The 18,341-nt window shown below is 46.4% G+C and carries 15 protein-coding genes; 4 read left to right on the plus strand and 11 right to left on the minus strand.

Features of this window, described 5'->3' with window-relative positions; translation table 11 throughout:
• Positions 1 to 64 precede the first annotated feature (64 nt).
• The 7 genes from lepB to rpoE form a co-directional block, all read right to left on the minus strand.
• A complete protein-coding gene (gene lepB, locus ACO6V5_RS08070; RefSeq protein WP_422133541.1) occupies positions 65 to 883 on the minus strand; it encodes a signal peptidase I in 819 nt (272 codons plus the stop codon).
• Positions 884 to 1,043: 160 nt separating this feature from the next.
• Positions 1,044 to 2,843, minus strand: a complete 1,800-nt coding sequence (gene lepA, locus ACO6V5_RS08075; protein ID WP_422133540.1) for a translation elongation factor 4 — start codon at positions 2,841 to 2,843, stop codon at positions 1,044 to 1,046.
• A gap of 188 nt (positions 2,844 to 3,031) precedes the next feature.
• Complete coding sequence (locus ACO6V5_RS08080) at positions 3,032 to 4,453, minus strand: DegQ family serine endoprotease (RefSeq protein WP_422133539.1); 1,422 nt, start codon at positions 4,451 to 4,453, stop codon at positions 3,032 to 3,034.
• A 152-nt stretch (positions 4,454 to 4,605) separates the two neighbouring features.
• A complete protein-coding gene (locus ACO6V5_RS08085) occupies positions 4,606 to 5,085 on the minus strand; it encodes a SoxR reducing system RseC family protein (protein WP_422409017.1) in 480 nt (159 codons plus the stop codon).
• Positions 5,082 to 6,212: a MucB/RseB C-terminal domain-containing protein gene (locus tag ACO6V5_RS08090; protein ID WP_422133537.1), complete on the minus strand. Its 1,131-nt coding sequence runs from the start codon at positions 6,210 to 6,212 to the stop codon at positions 5,082 to 5,084. The genes ACO6V5_RS08085 and ACO6V5_RS08090 overlap by 4 nt, the downstream gene beginning before the upstream one ends.
• A 4-nt stretch (positions 6,213 to 6,216) precedes the next feature.
• Positions 6,217 to 6,897 carry a sigma-E factor negative regulatory protein gene (locus tag ACO6V5_RS08095; RefSeq protein WP_422409019.1) on the minus strand — a complete coding sequence of 227 codons (681 nt, stop codon included), beginning with the start codon at positions 6,895 to 6,897 and terminating at the stop codon, positions 6,217 to 6,219.
• A gap of 128 nt (positions 6,898 to 7,025) precedes the next feature.
• The gene (gene rpoE / locus ACO6V5_RS08100) at positions 7,026 to 7,613 is read right to left on the minus strand and encodes an RNA polymerase sigma factor RpoE (RefSeq protein ID WP_422133535.1); all 588 of its coding nucleotides are present in this window, start codon (positions 7,611 to 7,613) and stop codon (positions 7,026 to 7,028) included.
• 669 nt (positions 7,614 to 8,282) lie between these two features.
• Between rpoE and nadB the strand changes: the two genes are divergently transcribed.
• Complete coding sequence (gene nadB / locus ACO6V5_RS08105) at positions 8,283 to 9,911, plus strand: L-aspartate oxidase (RefSeq protein ID WP_422133534.1); 1,629 nt, start codon at positions 8,283 to 8,285, stop codon at positions 9,909 to 9,911.
• Positions 9,912 to 9,957: 46 nt separating this feature from the next.
• Here the strand turns inward: nadB and ACO6V5_RS08110 are convergent, their stop codons facing one another.
• Entirely contained in the window at positions 9,958 to 11,250 is a 1,293-nt protein-coding gene (locus ACO6V5_RS08110; RefSeq protein WP_422409022.1) for an MFS transporter, read from the minus strand.
• Positions 11,251 to 11,468: 218 nt separating this feature from the next.
• Entirely contained in the window at positions 11,469 to 12,233 is a 765-nt protein-coding gene (locus ACO6V5_RS08115; protein ID WP_422409024.1) for a helix-turn-helix transcriptional regulator, read from the minus strand.
• Positions 12,234 to 12,645: 412 nt separating this feature from the next.
• Between ACO6V5_RS08115 and ACO6V5_RS08120 the strand changes: the two genes are divergently transcribed.
• The 3 genes from ACO6V5_RS08120 to ACO6V5_RS08130 all read left to right on the plus strand — a co-directional run bounded on the left by ACO6V5_RS08120 (position 12,646) and on the right by ACO6V5_RS08130 (position 17,419).
• The gene (locus ACO6V5_RS08120) at positions 12,646 to 13,845 is read left to right on the plus strand and encodes a hypothetical protein (RefSeq protein WP_422409026.1); all 1,200 of its coding nucleotides are present in this window, start codon (positions 12,646 to 12,648) and stop codon (positions 13,843 to 13,845) included.
• A 526-nt stretch (positions 13,846 to 14,371) separates the two neighbouring features.
• Positions 14,372 to 15,793, plus strand: a complete 1,422-nt coding sequence (locus ACO6V5_RS08125; protein WP_422409028.1) for a hypothetical protein — start codon at positions 14,372 to 14,374, stop codon at positions 15,791 to 15,793.
• 390 nt (positions 15,794 to 16,183) lie between these two features.
• The gene (locus ACO6V5_RS08130; RefSeq protein ID WP_422137843.1) at positions 16,184 to 17,419 is read left to right on the plus strand and encodes a hypothetical protein; all 1,236 of its coding nucleotides are present in this window, start codon (positions 16,184 to 16,186) and stop codon (positions 17,417 to 17,419) included.
• Positions 17,420 to 17,440: 21 nt separating this feature from the next.
• On the opposite strand, the gene ACO6V5_RS08135 is transcribed toward ACO6V5_RS08130, so the two are convergent.
• Positions 17,441 to 17,884 (minus strand): hypothetical protein, encoded by a 444-nt coding sequence (locus ACO6V5_RS08135; protein WP_422137842.1) that lies wholly within the window; start codon positions 17,882 to 17,884, stop codon positions 17,441 to 17,443.
• Entirely contained in the window at positions 17,865 to 18,155 is a 291-nt protein-coding gene (locus ACO6V5_RS08140; protein ID WP_422133527.1) for a succinate dehydrogenase assembly factor 2, read from the minus strand. The genes ACO6V5_RS08135 and ACO6V5_RS08140 overlap by 20 nt, the downstream gene beginning before the upstream one ends.
• Between the last annotated feature and the right edge of the window lie 186 nt (positions 18,156 to 18,341).

Below are 18,341 nucleotides of genomic sequence, written 5' to 3' on the forward strand. Positions count from 1 at the left end.
TTTAAACCCCGGGACAACTCTGTCTCTGCTCACCATAACAGGCAGAGCCAAACCGAGAGAATAATTAATTTATTGTCCCATTATTCTTGAAACCGGGCAGCTGAGTCCAGCTCGGCCAGTGCATCCAGATATAAACGGCTTTACCGACAATATTCTTCTCAGGCACGGTTCCCCAATATCGACTGTCGTTACTGCGATCCCGGTTATCCCCCATCATAAAATACTGCCCTTGGGGAATGACCCAGATTCCTTCAGCTCGCAGACTTCTCACGCCCAGGTCCTTGCGAATCTCGAAGCTTTTATCATCAATGGTCTCTTCAAACAGCTGATAAGCTCGACTTTCATCCCTCAGTTGCGCGATGTATTTCTCGGGAACCGGCTTGCCATTGATGGTGAGTTTCTTGTTCAAATAGCGAATTTCATCTCCCGGTATACCAATCACCCGCTTGATAAAATTGATATTCGGATTTTGTGGCTCCTTGAAGACCATAACATCGCCACGCTCTGGCTCATTGATGGAGACAATTTTGGTACCAATGACCGGTAGACGAAGTCCGTATTCAAACTTGTTTACCAAAATAAAGTCTCCCACCTGCAGGGTAGGTATCATGGAACCGGAGGGAATCTGAAAGGGCTCAAAGAGAAAAGACCGGACCACCAGCACCAGAGCCAGAACCGGAAATATCGACTTCGAGGTCTCAATAATACTGGGCTCTTTCTCCAGACTGACCAGAGTCTCCTCGTCCGGCTCAGAACCCGAACTGGAGTTGAAGCTTTCTATGGCCGCCTTTCTTTTGGGCAATAGAACCAGCCTGTCAAACAGCGCAACCAGACCTGTAATAAAAACCGCCAGAACCAACAGCAGTGGAAAATTAATATCCATGGTTATTTGTTCTCAGATACCCGATCTTTTTTCTACCAAAATTGCTGCCAAGGCAGAATCTAAGCTGCCTCAACGGGATGTTTTTTCATGTTCATGGGAAGCCCGCCTGTTATGACAGACTCTCCATTGAGTAACCCTGACACTTTTTATCAAAGGTCAGTTATTTATCTACCTTAAGCACAGCAAGAAAAGCTTCCTGAGGAATTTCAACCCGCCCCACCTGCTTCATCCGTTTCTTACCTGCTTTCTGCTTCTCAAGCAGCTTACGCTTACGAGAAGCATCACCACCGTAACATTTCGCAGTCACATTCTTGCGCAGCGCCTTAACAGTGGTCCGTGCACAGATCTGACCACCTACTGCAGCCTGAATGGCCACATCAAACATCTGGCGCGGGATAATCTCTTTCATCTTTTCAGCCAGTGAACGACCTCTGGAGACTGCATGATCTCTATGAGCAATCAGAGCCAGTGCATCAACTTTCTCACCATTGATCAGAATATCCAGCTTAACCATGTTGGCCGTTTCAAAACGATCAAAACTGTAGTCCAAAGACGCAAAACCGCGACTAACAGACTTCAGACGATCAAAAAAATCCAGAACCACCTCGTTCATAGGCATATCATAGGTTATTGCCACCTGGCTGCCAGTGAACTGCATGTCTTTCTGAACTCCCCGACGCTCAACACACAGGGAGATCACGTTACCCAGATAATCCTGGGGAACCAGAATATTTGCCTGAACGATGGGCTCCCTGATTTCCTGGATACCAGCTGGATCTGGTAGTTTGGATGGGTTATCAACCTCTACCAGATCGCCATTTTTCAGCTCTACTTGGTAGATAACCGTCGGTGCAGTAGTAATCAGATCCAGGTTATATTCACGTTCAAGTCGCTCCTGAATGATCTCCATATGCAGCATACCCAGGAAGCCACAGCGGAAACCAAAGCCCAGGGCATCACTGCTTTCAGGCTCGTAGAACAAAGAAGCATCATTAAGACTCAGTTTTTCCAGGGCTTCACGGAAAGACTCAAAGTCGTCAGAGCTGACCGGGAAAAGACCTGCATAAACTTGAGGTTTGACCTTCTGAAAACCTGGTAGCTCCTGAACACCCGGTGTTTTTGCCAGAGTCAGGGTATCGCCCACTGGTGCTCCATGAATGTCCTTGATGCCGGCGATAACATAGCCGACTTCACCCGCTTTCAGTTCACCAGTAGCATCCATCTTTGGAGAGAAGATACCCACATTATCTACGCCGTGGGTCTGGCCAGTCGATTTGACGAGCACCTTGTCACCTTTCTTCAAGGTACCGTTCTTGACACGGACCAGAGATACAATACCGAGATAATTATCAAACCATGAATCAATAATCAAGGCCTGCAACTCACCGTCGACATCACCTTCTGGAGCAGGAATAGTCTGAACCAGACGCTCAAGCACATCGTCAATACCCAGACCACTCTTGGCGGAGCAGCGTACTGCATCCAGGGCATCAATACCGATAATTTCTTCGATTTCCTGCGCAACTCGCTCAGGTTCTGCCTGAGGCAGATCCATTTTATTCAGCACGGGCATCACTTCCAGCCCTTGCTCGATTGCGGTGTAACAGTTTGCCACAGACTGAGCTTCAACGCCCTGAGCAGCATCCACTACCAACAGAGCACCTTCACAGGCAGAAAGAGAACGTGAAACTTCATAGGAAAAGTCTACGTGTCCGGGCGTATCAATGAAATTCAACTGGTAGGTGATACCGTCTTTAGCGGTATAGTCCAGAGTGACACTCTGCGCCTTGATGGTAATACCACGCTCACGCTCAAGTTCCATGGAGTCAAGAACCTGGGCTTGCATTTCACGATCACTTAACCCTCCGCAGGACTGGATAAAGCGATCTGCCAGCGTCGACTTACCGTGGTCGATATGGGCAATAATGGAGAAATTCCTGATATGACTTAAGTCGCTCACGATTGCATCACTACAAAAAATTTGTCCCCGTTCAGAGCTCAATCTCTTTCACGAGGACAGTTGTTCAGCTTGCAGGGTCTTCGCGAGCCTGAAACAAAGGCGCGAAGCTGCTGTAAATTCAGACGAAGTCTACAGCATCTGAAGATACAGATCACCCCTGAAGACCTGAAACCCCAACCAGAACTGAATTATTCGGTCAGCCGGAATGTGATGTAGCCTGACTGCCCACCACGAATTACCCTCATGGAAACCGAGCGATCTACAGGAAGATCAGCCACTACCTTGTTAAAGTCCTTAACTGATTGAATACGGTCATTATTCAGATCTGTGATAACATCCCCTTTACGAAGACCAATGGATCGACCCACACCTGAAATCTCGCCAGTCACCACCACTCCTTTAACACTCTTTTCAAGGCGCAACTTGTTGCGATAGTCATCATTGAGGGCTTCGACCTGGATACCCAGACGGTTCTTTTTAATATCTATGCTTTGAGGACGTTCTGAGCCCTGCCCCTGCTCATCAGGCAACTCACCGACTTCCACCTTAATGATTTTTTTCTTGCCTTCACGAATCAGCTCAAGCGTTGCCTTGTCTTCCGACTTGATAACACCAATTGCCATGGGAAGAGCACCAGATCTCATGATCTCACGACCATTGACCCGGGTAATGATATCGCCTGGTTGCAACTTGGCTTTATCTGCAGGTCCACTGGGCACAATCTGACTGATCAGGGCCCCCATCGGCTTTTCAAGACCAAAAGACTCTGCCAGATCGCGATCCACCTCCTGAATAGCCACCCCCAGCCAGCCACGAGAGACATAGCCTTTATCCTTAAGCTGTTCAACAGCCCATTCAACATGGTCCGAAGGAATAGCGAAAGACAGCCCCATGAAACCACCGGAGCGGGTAAAAATCTGGGAATTGATACCAATCACTTCACCCTTCATGTTGAACAGCGGGCCACCGGAATTACCCGGGTTAATAGGCACATCTGTCTGAATGAATGGAACATAGGCGTCACTGGGCAGACTTCTGTCCAGAGCACTAACAATGCCTTTGGTGATGGAATACTCAAAGTTAAAGGGTGAACCAATAGCTGCCACCCATTGTCCCGGTTTAATATCTTCCGAATTACCCATCTTCACTGCGGGCAAATTGGCATCACTCTCAATTTTAAGCAACGCCAGATCAGAGCGCTTGTCGGCACCAATCAGTTTGGCCACCTTCTCACTGCGATCATGCAGTCTGACGATAATTTTATCTGCACCCTGCACCACATGATTGTTAGTAAGGATATAGCCATCATTAGAGATGATAAATCCGGAACCCAGGGACATGGGCTGCGGCTTACCAGAAGGCGCCTCAGGCATGGGTAAACCAAAATAGCGACGAAATATCTCGGGCAACTCTTCGCTGCCCGGACCATAAATCTGCCCACGCCCCTGTTTTGGGGTCGCAAGTGTGCTGATATTAACGACTGCGGGCGAGGCCTCTTCAAACAATCGGTCAAAGTCCGGTAACTCAGTGGCCTTAACCATTTGCAATGAAAGCAGCGAGAGACTCAGAAAATAAATAAAGTTCCTGAAGAGAAGGTTGACCCTGTTCATGAACCTGACTTCTCCTTACACCTTGTGATTAGAGACCCAAAATGGGTTTTGTGAATGAATGGTTATAACGTTTATTATGAAAAATATTCTGATGGCTAACTTTCCATATTCATTTTTCATGTTAAAAAACATTTTTCTTTGTTTTAAGCTGTTTATGCAGACCAGGACTGATCGATTGTGATTAGTTCAGGTCCGACCAACTTGCGGGGCATCACCTTTATCACCCTGACGCGACATTGGTCGCTGGTTGAATGACCCAGCATACGCACGGAAACAAACCCCGCAGCAAGGCCTGCCATAGCAGACAAGGCGGTAAAAAAATCATTCCAGCCAACAGCCGTGGCCAGCAAGAGTGCCCCCATCATAGCTACCAATGGCATCAGATAAACCAGAAACGAGGCTCTCATCAACGCACTTTCAGGTATACCTATGATGACCTGATCATCCTCTTCAATAGAGAAGTCATTGATCGCCTGGATATACGACTGATGTTTATTGGAGCGATACTTCTCAAGCAGATTCTGACCACAGCCATTTCGTACACTGCAACTCGAACAGGTGCTTTTGCGAATGGTTTCTACCCAGACAGCCCCCTGCTCAATAGCCACAACCCTGCCTTCTTCCTCAATCATTTATCTGCCTTCCGACTCTGTTCCCTGGGGCGAACTGAAACCGCTATCCTCTCGGCCGTACCCAATGGAATCTCTCCCAAAACAGTGACATGAAAATACTTTTCACCGTTACGAAAGACTTTAGACACTGCTGCCATAGAACCGATCTGCTCAGTAGCCTGACTCAATACCCGGGTTTCATCCGGCTCAACAAATACTGAAAAACTGGCCAGTCCATCAGAAAAGTTCAGAGTATCCACCTTTTGATTACTGACAGCTGAGTTTCTACTGCTGTGGCCACGAGGCGAAAAGCCTTCAGGTATCCAGCCAGTTTCCCATTTCCATTCAGCCTTTTCAGGGACTGATTTACTGCTAAGTTTCACTACATTCTTGCCCGATGATTCAGGCAGTTTCCGTTTTAATCGCTCCAGCTCTTGCGAAGTCAACTCTTTCGGAAATTCAAGGCTGGTAAACTGCATTCTCTCGATGATCCTGCCTTCTTTGTCCACCATAACGGACTTGAGCAGCAGACCGGTTCGACGATCCAGCCATAATTGATAACCGTAACGGAAGCGGTCCGTTGGTACCACCAGCAGCTGAACGGCTTCCCTGCCAGCCACCCTGTCCAGTGCAGCTGGCTTCAGTTTGTAATGTTTGTCAAAATGACCGGAAGTAAAACGCCCCACCATAGGAACCAGAGACTCGTGCTCAAACCTTGCAGGCTCTCTTCCAGCGCTGGCAAAAGTGATATTGTTTCCCTGACGAACCATCTCTCTGGGCAATCCATCAAGGTAAGCAATACTCTCCAGCTCTTCTGACTTACCATTCACCTTCTGAAGCGTATGCGTAACTGCCAGGGTCTCAAGATTAGCACCCTGTTGGTAAACAAAGTGTCCGCGATAGGTAAGATTTTGAGTGGCCTGAATCATGGTTTCCATCCACTTTTCGGGCGTATCGGCAGGCTTGGATGACTGGCCGACAGGCTTAGATGACTGACCGACAGATTTAGATGACTGGTCGGCAGGTTTTGATGACGGATTGCCCGATTTTGATGACTCCCCGTCAGCAAAGGGACGACCCACTGTTACTACCAGCAAAACCAGCAGTAATGGCAGTAAACGCCCCCTGTTCAATCGAATTCCTTTCATAAACTCATTGTGATTCAAAAGTGGTCAAGCGTGCAAAAGGGAGGATTCCCTGTCCTGAATTCATGGCACTCATTTCAGCATGCTGAAGTGCATAAGCCCTGAAACGTTCCTTAATAGCCCTGTCTGCTAGGCTCTGGGCCTGAGCAAGTTGTTCCGGGGTAATGCTGTCATGCTGACGAGAGTTGTATCCCGCCTGGATCCCGGCAGCACCATAGCCATTATGCATGATCTGCACAGGCTGCAACAGTGTCGTTTGATCAGTTACCGATGTGACCAGAGGTAAAGCTTCCGGAGTGGTGTGGTAATTTTTTACACCCAGCAACACAGCCAATGCAACAGAAGCAGCTACCGCTAGTCGCCCCGCTTTAGACCACCAATGCCCAACACCCTTCAAGACGCTGTAACCGGTTACAGATCTTTCTTTAGCCAGAGAATGAGGTGGCTCAGCCTCCAGTTGGTCGCGAATACCGGCTGACAGATCGATATTCATAAATTCGTTGGTTTCTCGCCGCAGCGCGTCACCTGCTATCTGATACCTGCGAGCTTTGCCCCGTAGATCTTCATCGCTGCCGATATTATCAAGCACCCGACGCAGTTCAAACTCTCCAGCTTCACCGTCCATCGCTGCTGACAGTGACTCATTCAACCTTTCCTGGGCATGATTGTGAGGTGTCTTCTCACTCATAGGCATACCTCCGGTCATCCGACCTGTCTGATACCCGATGCATCAAGTATCAACAATATCAATCAACATAACACGAAAATGATCACCATAAGGAAATCATTTTCTTCACTCATGGCCTTAACGGCCAGTTATGGACCGCGACGCAAAAGTGGCTCGACTTCCTTATCAATCGCCTCTCTGGCACGAAAGATTCTTGATCTTACCGTACCGACGGGACAATCCATAACATTAGCAATTTCGTCATAGCTGAGACCATCAAACTCCCTCAGCACGACAGCCGTTCGCAACTCATCCGGCAGACGACGGATTACATCATGGATAACCCGTTCAATCTCATCCCGGTAAAGATTTCTCTCGGGGGTATCAACCATTCGAAGAGACGTTGTAGTGTCCAGAAAATCTGCATCATGAACATCAATCTCAGACTCCGGAATCTTGCGCCCCCTGGAAACCAGATGATTCTTGGCAGTGTTCACAGCAATCCGGTACAGCCAGGTATAAAAAGAACTGTCGCCGCGAAACTTGTCTATTGCCCGATAGGCCTTAATAAACGTTTCCTGAGCTACATCCTGCACTTCCTGATAGTCAGTAATGTAACTACCTACCAGACCCAGTACACGATGCTGATACTTGAGAACCAGCATATCGAAAGCCGCTTTATCGCCCTTCTGAACGCGCTCAACGAGCTGCTTGTCCGCCTGTGGTTGTTCTACCATAGAGGGGGTCTCCCACTATTGCAGAAAACACATGGGCAAAAGGGAAAGGAATGGAAATATGAGACAGTCAGCTGACCGACCACAAATCGGCATCCCGGCTGACCAGACTCCCCCCCTTTCCACAAACACATGCTTGTGCTGTGAACTCTATTTTCTTCTATATAGACCATGTTTTGGCCAGAAAGTTCCCGAACTCATTCAAAAAAATTCACAGTATCGGCTGAAAACTGATTCGGACTATCACAGCGTACTATAGTGCTCGCCATAATTTCTATATACTAGATACCGATTTTTCAGTGTTTTATAACGCCGTACGTTGTGTCTGCTTTATATACCGCCAAAAGCGAAGACTGCATTACGAACCTCAGGGAGCGTAATGATTTTCACTGCAAAGGTGAGTGATATTCTCCGTACAGACCATCGGCAACCTATGACACAGCTTTAGATGGAAGTGAGTTTAACCGCCATGATTCTTAGTTCCAGTTTCACCTGTAAAACGACCATATTCACTTTATGTCCAGCTTCAGACACAGGAATCTCCACTGTCTATTGATGCCCAGTGGATAATTTCCCTGCCCGTGTTCATAATATTTTTCAGACCTGAGTCTGTCAGTGACAGACTCCCGGTACAGACCCAGCAGTCTGTTATAAAAGGATCAGAGAATATACATGCATCCAATACTTGACTATGACGTAGTAATCATTGGCAGTGGCGCAGCGGGACTGACACTAGCACTGCACCTGGACAGCCAACTTCAAGTCGCCATTCTCAGTAAGGGTGAGCTAATGGCCGGCTCTTCAGCCGGGGCCCAGGGTGGTGTCGCTGCTGTTCTGGACACACAACAAGACAGCCTGGACAAACACATAGAAGACACACTTCTTGCAGGTGCAGGACTCTGCAGGGAGTCCACTGTCAGGCACGTTGTAGAACAGGGTAATGCCAGCATCCAGTGGCTGATTAACCAGGGTGTCCCCTTTACCCGTGATGAAGAAGATGAAAAAAACTTTAATTTTCACCTGACCCGTGAAGGCGGTCACAGCACCAGAAGAATTATTCATGCTGCCGATGCGACCGGCAGAGCCATTTCAGAAACCCTGATCGATAAAGCCAGAAAACAACCCAACATTCATCTCTATGAGCACCACCTGGCCATCGATGTCGTTGCTACCAACAAACTGGGCCTGGATGAGCAAAGGTGCGTCGGGGTCTATGTGCTGGATATTCGTTCAGACCAGGTAAAACTGTTCCGTGGACGTGCACAGGCTATTGCCAGTGGCGGAGCCAGCAAAGCCTATCTTTTTACCACTAACAGCGATGGTGCCAGCGGAGATGGTATTGCTATGGCCTGGCGTGCGGGCTGCCGGGTTGCCAATCTGGAGTTCAACCAGTTTCATCCCACCTGTCTGTTCCATCCCAAGGCCAAATCCTTCCTGATATCTGAAGCGGTTCGAGGAGAAGGAGGTATGCTGGTTCGCCCTGATGGAACACGCTTTATGGATGACTACGACCACCGTGGCGAGCTGGCCCCCCGAGATATTGTTGCCAGAGCCATCGATCATGAAATGAAAAAGCTGGGTGCAGACTGTCTGTTTCTGGATATCAGTCACAAGCCACGGGATTTTATTACTTCCCACTTTCCGAATATTTATGAACGGTGTCTGGAATACGGGATTGATATGACCCGTGAACCTCTCCCCATCGTTCCGGCAGCCCACTACACCTGCGGTGGCATTCTTGTTGACCTTAACGGTCAAACGGACCTTCCGGGACTTTACGCCATCGGTGAATGTTCATTTACCGGCCTGCATGGTGCCAATCGTCTGGCCAGCAACTCACTGCTGGAATGTTTCGTCAGCGCCAGAAGTTGTGCCGAAGACATCAACCGCACCATCGCCGATCAACCTCCCTGCCCTGAAATTCCGGTGTGGGACGACAGCCTGGTGAGCGACTCTGATGAAAATGTTGTCATCTCACACAACTGGGACGAACTCAGACGCTTCATGTGGGACTACGTTGGCATTGTCAGAACGACCAAACGCCTGCTAAGAGCCAGAAACCGCTCCAGATTGTTACAGCATGAGATTCATGATTTTTACAGCAACTTCAAGATCAGCAATGACTTGATTGAATTGAGAAATCTGTCTCAGGTTGCGGAATTGATTATTGAATGCGCTCTCTCCCGGCAAGAGTCACGGGGATTGCATTTCAACCTGGACTTCCCGTTCACACAGGATCACAGCAAGGAAACTACCCTGATACCGGAAAATTTTGTGCCGGAAAACGCAATTAAGTTTTAATACCTCCAAAGGGCTGAAATCCACAGACTCGCAGGCCAGACATTTTCTAAGCCCCGGGTTTCGGCTCTTTAGAAACAGGAGCATGGTTCCTTCTCTGTTCCGGCGCTATCAGCATCGCCCCAAGACAGCCGACAACCCCAGCGACCATCAGGTAAAATGCTGGAGCTGCCTGCAACTCTGTCACTCGAATCAACCCCATTGAGATAACCGGGCCAAATCCGGCAAAAATCATGGCAGCTATGTTGTAAACGAAAGCCACTCCGGTAAAACGGATGCTTACTGGAAAGGCCGATACCAGCAACAAAAAGGAAATAGCATCAATACTTCCCCATAAGATGGCTCCAATGAGAGCAGTCACCGGCAGATTCGCATCGCCAGAAGCATACCAATGAAAAAGTGGCCAGGCCATCACAACGATCAGAAAAGAAGACCCCAGCATCAGATAGCGCCTGTCTAACCGATCAGCCAGCCAGCCCGTCAGCAGGCACACAGGCACTCCGACAAACATACTGATCCCGTTGGCCACCGCCACTTCTCTGGCCGAATAATCAAGCAGCCCTGTCAGATAGCCAGGCATAAACAGTACCAGGATTGTCACAGCAACCAGCACCGGCATAACCAGCAGAAACCCGGTAAAAATTTTTGACTTGTATTGCTTGAAAAGGGTGCGCACTGGCACTCTCTCTGCTTCACCCTGAGCCAACAGCAGCCTGAAAGCTTCCGGCTCCACAAAATGTCTTCTGACGACATAACTGACAGCCCCAAGAGATCCACCCAGTATGAAGGGCACTCGCCAGCCCCAATCAATCATTTGCTCCACCGTCAACAGATAAACAAGAACCCCTTGCAGGCCAATACCCAGAAGAGTTCCAGCCATAGTGGTTGCACTCAGGATACTGACAGCAAAACCCTTTGATTGAGCAGGGACGGTTTCATAGAGATAAACGAAAGCACCACAGAGCTCACCTGCAAAAGAAAACCCTTGCAAAAAACGTAAAACAGCAAGGAGTACAGGTGCCAACAGCCCCCACTGAGCGTAACCGGGTAGTAGGCCAATCAATAATGTTGAGATAGCCATTAAGAGAATGGTGACCGTAAAACTGGATTTACGGCTATGGCGATCTCCCCAGTGACTGAAGGCGATAGCCCCAAGTGGCCTGGAAATGTACCCAAACGCAAAAGTTACAAAGGTATTAATGAGTGAACTGGTAGTACCAGAAGCTGGAAAAAAAACCTGAGAGATATAGACTACCATGTACGCATACACAGTAAAGTCGAAGGCTTCAAGGAGTCCGCCCATTGATGTAATCGCTATTACCTTTTTCTGGGACAAAGCCATAGCTAACTCTCTGAAAAATTCATCAGTAATGTTGCAAAAAAATGACTTAACTTAATCTCAATAGGTCTGCAAAAAAGCATCACATATCATCTATCCGCTTCTGGGAGCCCGTTTCAGAATAGCACCCGTCAAAAAGCCTCTCAGACTACTGTCCTACGCGGCAACGCAGGAGCAGTTGCCGCGTAGGACAGTCTGTGCCCGGTCAGGCTCCAGGTGCATCACCGATCGTTAGCCATAATCATAGACAGCTCTCTGAGACGTAAAGTAGGAGGCAGGAAGTCATGAAAGCCCACAGAAATCGCTGCCTCTATCAACTGGGCGATGGAATGCACATCAAACTTTTTCTTCAGATGCTCAATGTGGGACCGGATAGTGTTTTCAGACAGTGACAGAATGCCGGCAATTTGCTTGATCTGCTGATTACAGATCAGGAAGAACAACACCTCGGACTCTCTGGGACTCAGGTTGGGCATGACACCCACACGAAATGTTGACTGACCTCTGGCTCGACCGTCCAGCTTCATCAGACAGCGGATGTTCATGGCTGCTTTCATCCATGACTGCGTCACCGAATAACCATGGCTGAGCACACCGTCTACCTGGTGCAGATGGTTGTAGTGAGGTTTTTTCCTGGAAATGTAGGCAAACCAGCCATTTCCTCCCGGATGCACATTAAGGACAGTAATCTCTTTTTTTTCCCTGATACAAATGTTGTTCTGCTCCACAATCTGGTCAGCACAGCGAGAGAATATGGGTGCTGGAATCTCTGAAAACCGTTTTCCACAGAGTTTGTAGCGGCGTGGAATACCGTACAACCGAAGAGAGTGCTCATTCATATAGAACGCTCTGGCATGGCAATCATGCACACCCCAGGCCTGCATGCGGTCGTGCTCCATAAAATGCATGAAGTCACTGGAGAGTTCCGGAGCAGAAGGTAAGTTATCGATAGAGGTCATTTTGTTATCACAATCGGTATGACTCAATACACCAGGTTTGCTCCTGCCCATCGTGGCCAGGCATAAAAAATTACAATCTGGACAACACTCTGAAATACTCACCGAAAGCCAGCTCAAAGTGACAAGAGTCACAATCCATTCAGTTGCAATTCAAGGCAAACCCAACCTGCGAATGAACAAGGATAGACCAATATTGACCATCACTGTGCGATCGATCATATTTTTAAAAAATAAAGAACATAAGTACTCAACTATTTACCTGCTGTGGCACAATGAACTTTAATCAGTCCGTTTCGTAATCTTTCATTAGGGTTTTGACTGGACAGGTAAAAATGTGCTGTCTAAGCTTCCCGCTGCTCCTGGCATTCAAGCAAGCTATTGCGTCCAGAAAACAACCTTTGTTTTTGGCTTTTATCCTTTAAGATGGTTTTTATAATTCATGAAGATACTTTCAAGTCTGTTTCTAGCCTTGATGCTGCCTTTTTGCTCTTTTCTCCGGGCTGCGAATAATGAAATTTTTGACGACGGCCTGCCGCCATATAATCATAAAGCCAAAATTAAAGTCACAAAATTCATGAATGGCCACTTGATCACCACCTCTAAAAAAATATCTGTCTCCATAAATCCGTTGGCTAAGACCATGCAAGGGAGTCAACCAATAAACAAAATTGAGTCCAAAGTTCGCTTTCAGAATAAAGAGTCTAATTTTCTTTATTACACTCTCAGTGGGTATGCATTAAAGGAGCCTTTGTTCCATCTGGTTTTAATTGAAGAACCAGAAGACTCTTCAAAATTGTATCTTGGTTACTATGAAGAGGATGAAGACAGTGTTATTGATACCACTGTTTTAAGTTCAACTCCTGCGTCCATCTTTCTAAAAAACGTTCTGAAAAAGTCTGACACATCGGCTTCCAAAATCAATGGATTCAGCACCAATAAGACTGTTTTACCACCTCATTCAGGGCAGTCTGCAAACGACACCTTGATAAATACCAATCTTACTTCCAGGAATACCGCCGGGTTACAGGGTTTGATGCCGAAAGAGCCTGACCTTAAGCCCTTCAGACCCATACTAAGTCTGGAAAAAGGGCAGGATTATGCAATCGAAGTAGTCTGGAAATCAAAGGATGCAATAACGTCAGTTGTAATGTCTGACACCAGTAGTATGACGTTTACAGCAGCCAGTACTTCAGCAACCGTGTCTTCATCAATACACCCTTCACCAGTCCAGTCTTCATCAATATTGTCTTCGACAAAACAAATACAGCCAGTCCCATTGGCAGAAATTTCCGAAAATGTCGGCACAGAGATTATTATCAAAGATAAAGACGGGATGACTCTGGCAACATTAAACCTTGATCTGGAGCCGGGTTATTTTTCGCTCAGTGATGAAAACGGATATTTGCTAGAGTACGGAATTGATCGGTTCGGGATTCATCAGCTCACTAAAATTCAAACTCATATTGAATATGTGAAAAAAAACGGATCTAATCCTGATCCGGAAAAACCTGAGCCTGACATCATGCGTAATTTTATTGCCGGACTTGTCGCATTTGGATTAGGCTGTGTTGGTTTGGTAGCATTTATAAACCATCGTAAGAATCGTTCCCCTGCGAGACTTGATGAAGTGCCTTTATAAAAAGACCCTGAGTTTATTTATACGCTCTCTTTTGCCAACGGTTGCAGCATTAGTGGCAATTACAGCTTTCATGTCCTCTATAACGAAATTTAACTGATTGTTTGGAGCAGTGAAACACCAGTATTCGTTATGGCAGCAATATAAGCAGATATTCGTCGCTGCGTTCATCAATAACTAAACACAGCGTCTACCTTGTGCAGATGGCTATGTCGAAAAACCAACCATTTCCTCCCGTATGCACATTCAGGACAATAATTTTTGACCCTGATACCAATGTCGTTCTGCTAAACAATCCGCTCAGAAGAGCGAGACAATATGGCTACTGGAATTTCTGTAAACCGTTTTCCGCAGAGCTTGTAGTGGTTTGGAATATCGTACAACCAGAGAGAGTGCTCATGTATTTTGATTGGACAGATAACAATGTGATATCGAATTTTCCTGCTACCATAAACATCTGACAAAACTATTATGTTCGGAAAATAAAATTTTCTTTGATTTTTTATCCTTCAGGTGCTTTGTAAAAATCATGAAGTTACTTTCTAGCCTTCTTTTATCCCTGACGCTGCCCTTTTGTTCTTCTCTTTGGGCTGTGAATGATGAGATCAGACCAGACGGTGTGTTTCCATACGATCCTCAGGAATACGCCGCTGACGAAGGAGTTGGTGCTGTTCCTGAAAGGGACAGAAGAGAAGCGCGAAGGGGCAGTGGATCCTCTGGAAGCGGCTCAAAGGGAAGCGGCTCAAAGGGAAGCGGCTCAAAGGGAAGCGGCTCAAAGGGAAGCGGCTCAAAAGGAGGCGGCTACAAAGGAGGCGGCTACAAAGGAGGCGGCTACAAAGGAGGCAGTCATAAGGCGACAAACTACATAAAATCATTAGCATCAGGCGCAAAAGTCAAACTCACAAAATTCATGAAAGGTTACTCTCTGACCAACTCTAAAAAAATATCTGTCTCCGTAAACCCGATAGGCAGGTCCCTGAGGGGAAGTCAGCCAGTAAACAAAATTGAGTCCAAAGTCCAATTTCAAAGTAAAGAGTCTGGTTTTCTTTACTACACACTCAGGGGATATTTATTACGGAATACTTTGTTCCATATGGTTTTAATTGGAGACCCGGAAGATTCCTCAAAATTGTATCTTGGTTACTATGAAGAGGATGAAGACAGTGTTATAGATACAGCTACTTCCAGTTCAACGGCTGCACCCATTTATTTGCAGAACGTTTTAAATAAGTCTGAAACGCCGGTTTCCAATGATTCTGAAACCAATAGCACGGTTTTACCACCTCATTCAGGTCAGACTTCAAACGACACTTTTATAAATGCTAATTTAACATCCCACAACACCACCAGATCGCTGGGTCTGATGCCAAAAAGACGTGAGCTTAAGCCCTTCAAACCCATTCTAAGTTTGGAAAAGGAGCAGGATTATTCAATCGAAGTCGTCTGGAAATCAAAGTCTGAAATAACGTCTGTTGCCATGTCTGACACCAGTACAATGACGTATACAACAATCAACCCTTCACCAACCCAGTCTTTATCACCACAGTCTTCATCAATAGCCTCTTCGAAGAGAGAAATACTGCCAGACGCCTCGGCCATTCCAGAAAATGTCGGCACACAGATCATTATCAAAGATAAAGAGGGGATGACTCTGGCAACATTAAACCTTGACCTGGAGCTGAGTTACTTTTCATTCAGTGATGAAAACGGATATTTGTTGGAGTACAGGATTGATGGGGACGGGATTCATCAGCTCACTAAAATTCATACCGAAACTGAATATGAGAATCAAGGCAGAATTGTTTTCACCTCTCAAGAAGGACCTGATGATACCAGTCTAATCGTGGTTGGCTCAGTGGTTGCTGGGCTTCTATTACTCTACGTCGGTGCACTCGCATTAATACACTATTATGAGAATCATTGGGAGAAGAGACCTTACGCAAATCCTTGAGTTTTTTTATACGCTTCTCATTTGCTCCAGTTGCAGCACTGATGGCAGTCTCTACTGTAATAGCTTTTTTAACGACATTTAACAGATAGTTTGGTGCACGGAAGCACCGGCATTCATCAATACTAAGCGCAACCTGAAATAAACACGAGTACCATTCATGCAATCGACGACTTCTTTATTGGACAAGTAAAAATATGCTGTCTAAGCTTCCCACCAGTCTGAGCATCCGGGTCAGCTGTTGTTTCCGGCGAACAACTTTTTCTTTTGGTTTTTAACCTCTTCAGCTGGTTACCATAATTTATGAAGATATTTTCAAGCCTGCTTTTGGCTCTGCTGCTCCCTTTTTGTTCTTCTCTTTGGGCTGGGAATGATAAGATCGGAGCAAATAGTTTGTTGCCATACGACTCTTATGAGTACGACGTTAATGAAGAAGGTGACGTTGTTTCTGAAAGGGACAAAAGGGAAGCGCGAAGAGATGGCGGCTCTTCAGGAGGCACTCACAAGCTAACAAACTACATAAATTCATTAGCATCAGGAGCCAGAATTAAACTCACAAAATTCTTGAAAGGTTACTCCCTGACTACCTCTAAAAAAATATCTGTCTCCGTAAACCCGCTGGGTAGGTCCATGCGGGGGAGTCAGCCAATTTACAAAATTGAGTCAAAAGTCCGCTTTCAAAGTAAGGAGTCTGATTTTCTTTACTACACACTCAGGGGGCATTCATTACAGGAGGTTTTGTTCCATCTGGTTTTAATTGAAAACCCGGTCGATTCCTCAAAATTGTATCTTGGCTACTATGAAGAGAGTGAAGACAGTGTTATAGATACAGCTGTTTCCAGTCCATCGGCTGCGCCGATCTGTTTGCAGAACGTTTTAAATAAGTCTGACTTACCGGTTTCAGTCACCAACGCTACTGACACTAATAGCACGATTCTAACACCTCATTCAGGCCAGTCTTCAAACAATACTTTTATAAATGCTAACTTGACTTCCCATAATAACACCGGGCCAGAGGGTTTGATCCCAAAAAGGGGTGAGTTTAAGCCCTTCAAACCTATTCTAAGCTTGGAAAAAAAGCTGGATTATTCGATTGAAGTCGTTTGGAAAGCAAGGGCTGAAAGAACCTCGGTTACCCTGTCTGACACTGGTCTAATGACGTATACAACAATCAACCCTTCTCCAATCCGGTCTTTATCAATATCCTCTTCAACAAGAGATATACTGCCAGACGCCTTAGCGGCCATTCCTGAAAATGTTGGTACAGAGATTATTACCAAAGATCAAGACGGGATGACTCTGGCAACGTTAAGTCTTGACCTGGAGCCGAATTACTTTTCGTTCAGTGACGAAAACGGATATTTGCTGGAGTACAGGATTGATGGCGATGGAATTCATCAGCTCACTGAAGTTCAGACCGATACTGAATATGTAAACAGAAATGGAAATAGAGACAGAAACGGAAATCTGGCAAAACCTGAACCTGCCTGCTCAATCCATTGTGCTTTGGCGTTAGTCGTCGCGATTGGTCTAGGTTGCATGGGTTTTGCAATAATGATAGTCAAGTATCAGGATCGTCGACTCGAGAGACAACATTATAGATTCCAGCGAAACCTGTTCGGTGAATAGCCCCCTATGATTCAGTGGCTGTCAATTTCTTCCTTCAGTCATCAACAGCAAGCGCAACCTCAAAGCATGCAGCGATTCAGGGTGATCAGAGTCTTTGAAAAAATTCACTGAATAATTTCGCTCATCCTCCCCACGAAATCTCAGACACATCAGCCATGGCAATACCAGCCATTCCCCCCTTGGTCGGCATGTCTGCCAACCTTTATGAGTCTCGATAAACCATCGATCTCCATGCCAGCGAATAGCCAGCACGCTAGTGCCAATACTCTTTTTTAGCCGCAACAGATAATAATGAATGGCATAGGCATTCAGGCCTGCAAAAAACAACAGGGAGTAAGTAAAATCAAGAGAGGTGAAAAACAGTGCCAGACTGGCAAGCAGATAACAGAAAACAGCCAGTATGAAGTGACGAACAGAAAGGCCTGCCCGCACTTCAATCAGAGTATCATTGGATGCTAACCGCATTCTTCAAACCACTCGCTAAACCACTACGGGCATATTGCAGAACTTTGTCCACCATACTTGCCAGCCCAGGGTCCTGAGGACGACCTTCTCCCATAAACCAGGCAAACAGGTCCGGATCTTCGCAATCAATTAATTTCAAGTAGACAGACTGATCTTCCACAGAGAGTTTTTTAAAAACCTGATTGGTGAAGGGCTCGAGCAAGACATCCAGCTCCAGCATACCGCGTCGACTGTGCCATTGCAGGCGTCTGAAATCATCAGCGCTCAACATTATCGCAATACTCCCTTGATTGAGTTCGATAAACAGGAACAGAAAGTCTTGTCACAGGACCAGAAGCCTGTCTAAAAGTAGACAGGACAAGCATCTTGTTTCCAGCGACGAGTATTATACGGTTTAGTTAGAGTCCTGAATACTCTATATTATGACGACTAACATTCACCCGCCCTTATCTGTATC

The organism is Endozoicomonas sp. ALD068 (genome assembly GCF_049310145.1).
In the GTDB taxonomy this organism is placed as follows: Bacteria; Pseudomonadota; Gammaproteobacteria; order Pseudomonadales; family Endozoicomonadaceae; genus Endozoicomonas_A.

Bases quoted from the DNA above. Each gene is read 5' to 3' on its own strand.
- lepB (WP_422133541.1), bottom strand. From the start codon at position 883: ATGGATATTAATTTTCCACTGCTGTTGGTTCTGGCGGTTTTTATTACA.
- ACO6V5_RS08080 (WP_422133539.1), bottom strand. From the start codon at position 4,453: ATGAACAGGGTCAACCTTCTCTTCAGGAACTTTATTTATTTTCTGAGT.
- ACO6V5_RS08085 (WP_422409017.1), bottom strand. From the start codon at position 5,085: ATGATTGAGGAAGAAGGCAGGGTTGTGGCTATTGAGCAGGGGGCTGTC.
- ACO6V5_RS08090 (WP_422133537.1), bottom strand. From the start codon at position 6,212: ATGAAAGGAATTCGATTGAACAGGGGGCGTTTACTGCCATTACTGCTG.
- ACO6V5_RS08095 (WP_422409019.1), bottom strand. From the start codon at position 6,897: ATGAGTGAGAAGACACCTCACAATCATGCCCAGGAAAGGTTGAATGAG.
- rpoE (WP_422133535.1), bottom strand. From the start codon at position 7,613: ATGGTAGAACAACCACAGGCGGACAAGCAGCTCGTTGAGCGCGTTCAG.
- nadB (WP_422133534.1), top strand. From the start codon at position 8,283: ATGCATCCAATACTTGACTATGACGTAGTAATCATTGGCAGTGGCGCA.
- ACO6V5_RS08110 (WP_422409022.1), bottom strand. From the start codon at position 11,250: ATGGCTTTGTCCCAGAAAAAGGTAATAGCGATTACATCAATGGGCGGA.
- ACO6V5_RS08120 (WP_422409026.1), top strand. From the start codon at position 12,646: ATGAAGATACTTTCAAGTCTGTTTCTAGCCTTGATGCTGCCTTTTTGC.
- ACO6V5_RS08125 (WP_422409028.1), top strand. From the start codon at position 14,372: ATGAAGTTACTTTCTAGCCTTCTTTTATCCCTGACGCTGCCCTTTTGT.
- ACO6V5_RS08135 (WP_422137842.1), bottom strand. From the start codon at position 17,884: ATGCGGTTAGCATCCAATGATACTCTGATTGAAGTGCGGGCAGGCCTT.
- ACO6V5_RS08140 (WP_422133527.1), bottom strand. From the start codon at position 18,155: ATGTTGAGCGCTGATGATTTCAGACGCCTGCAATGGCACAGTCGACGC.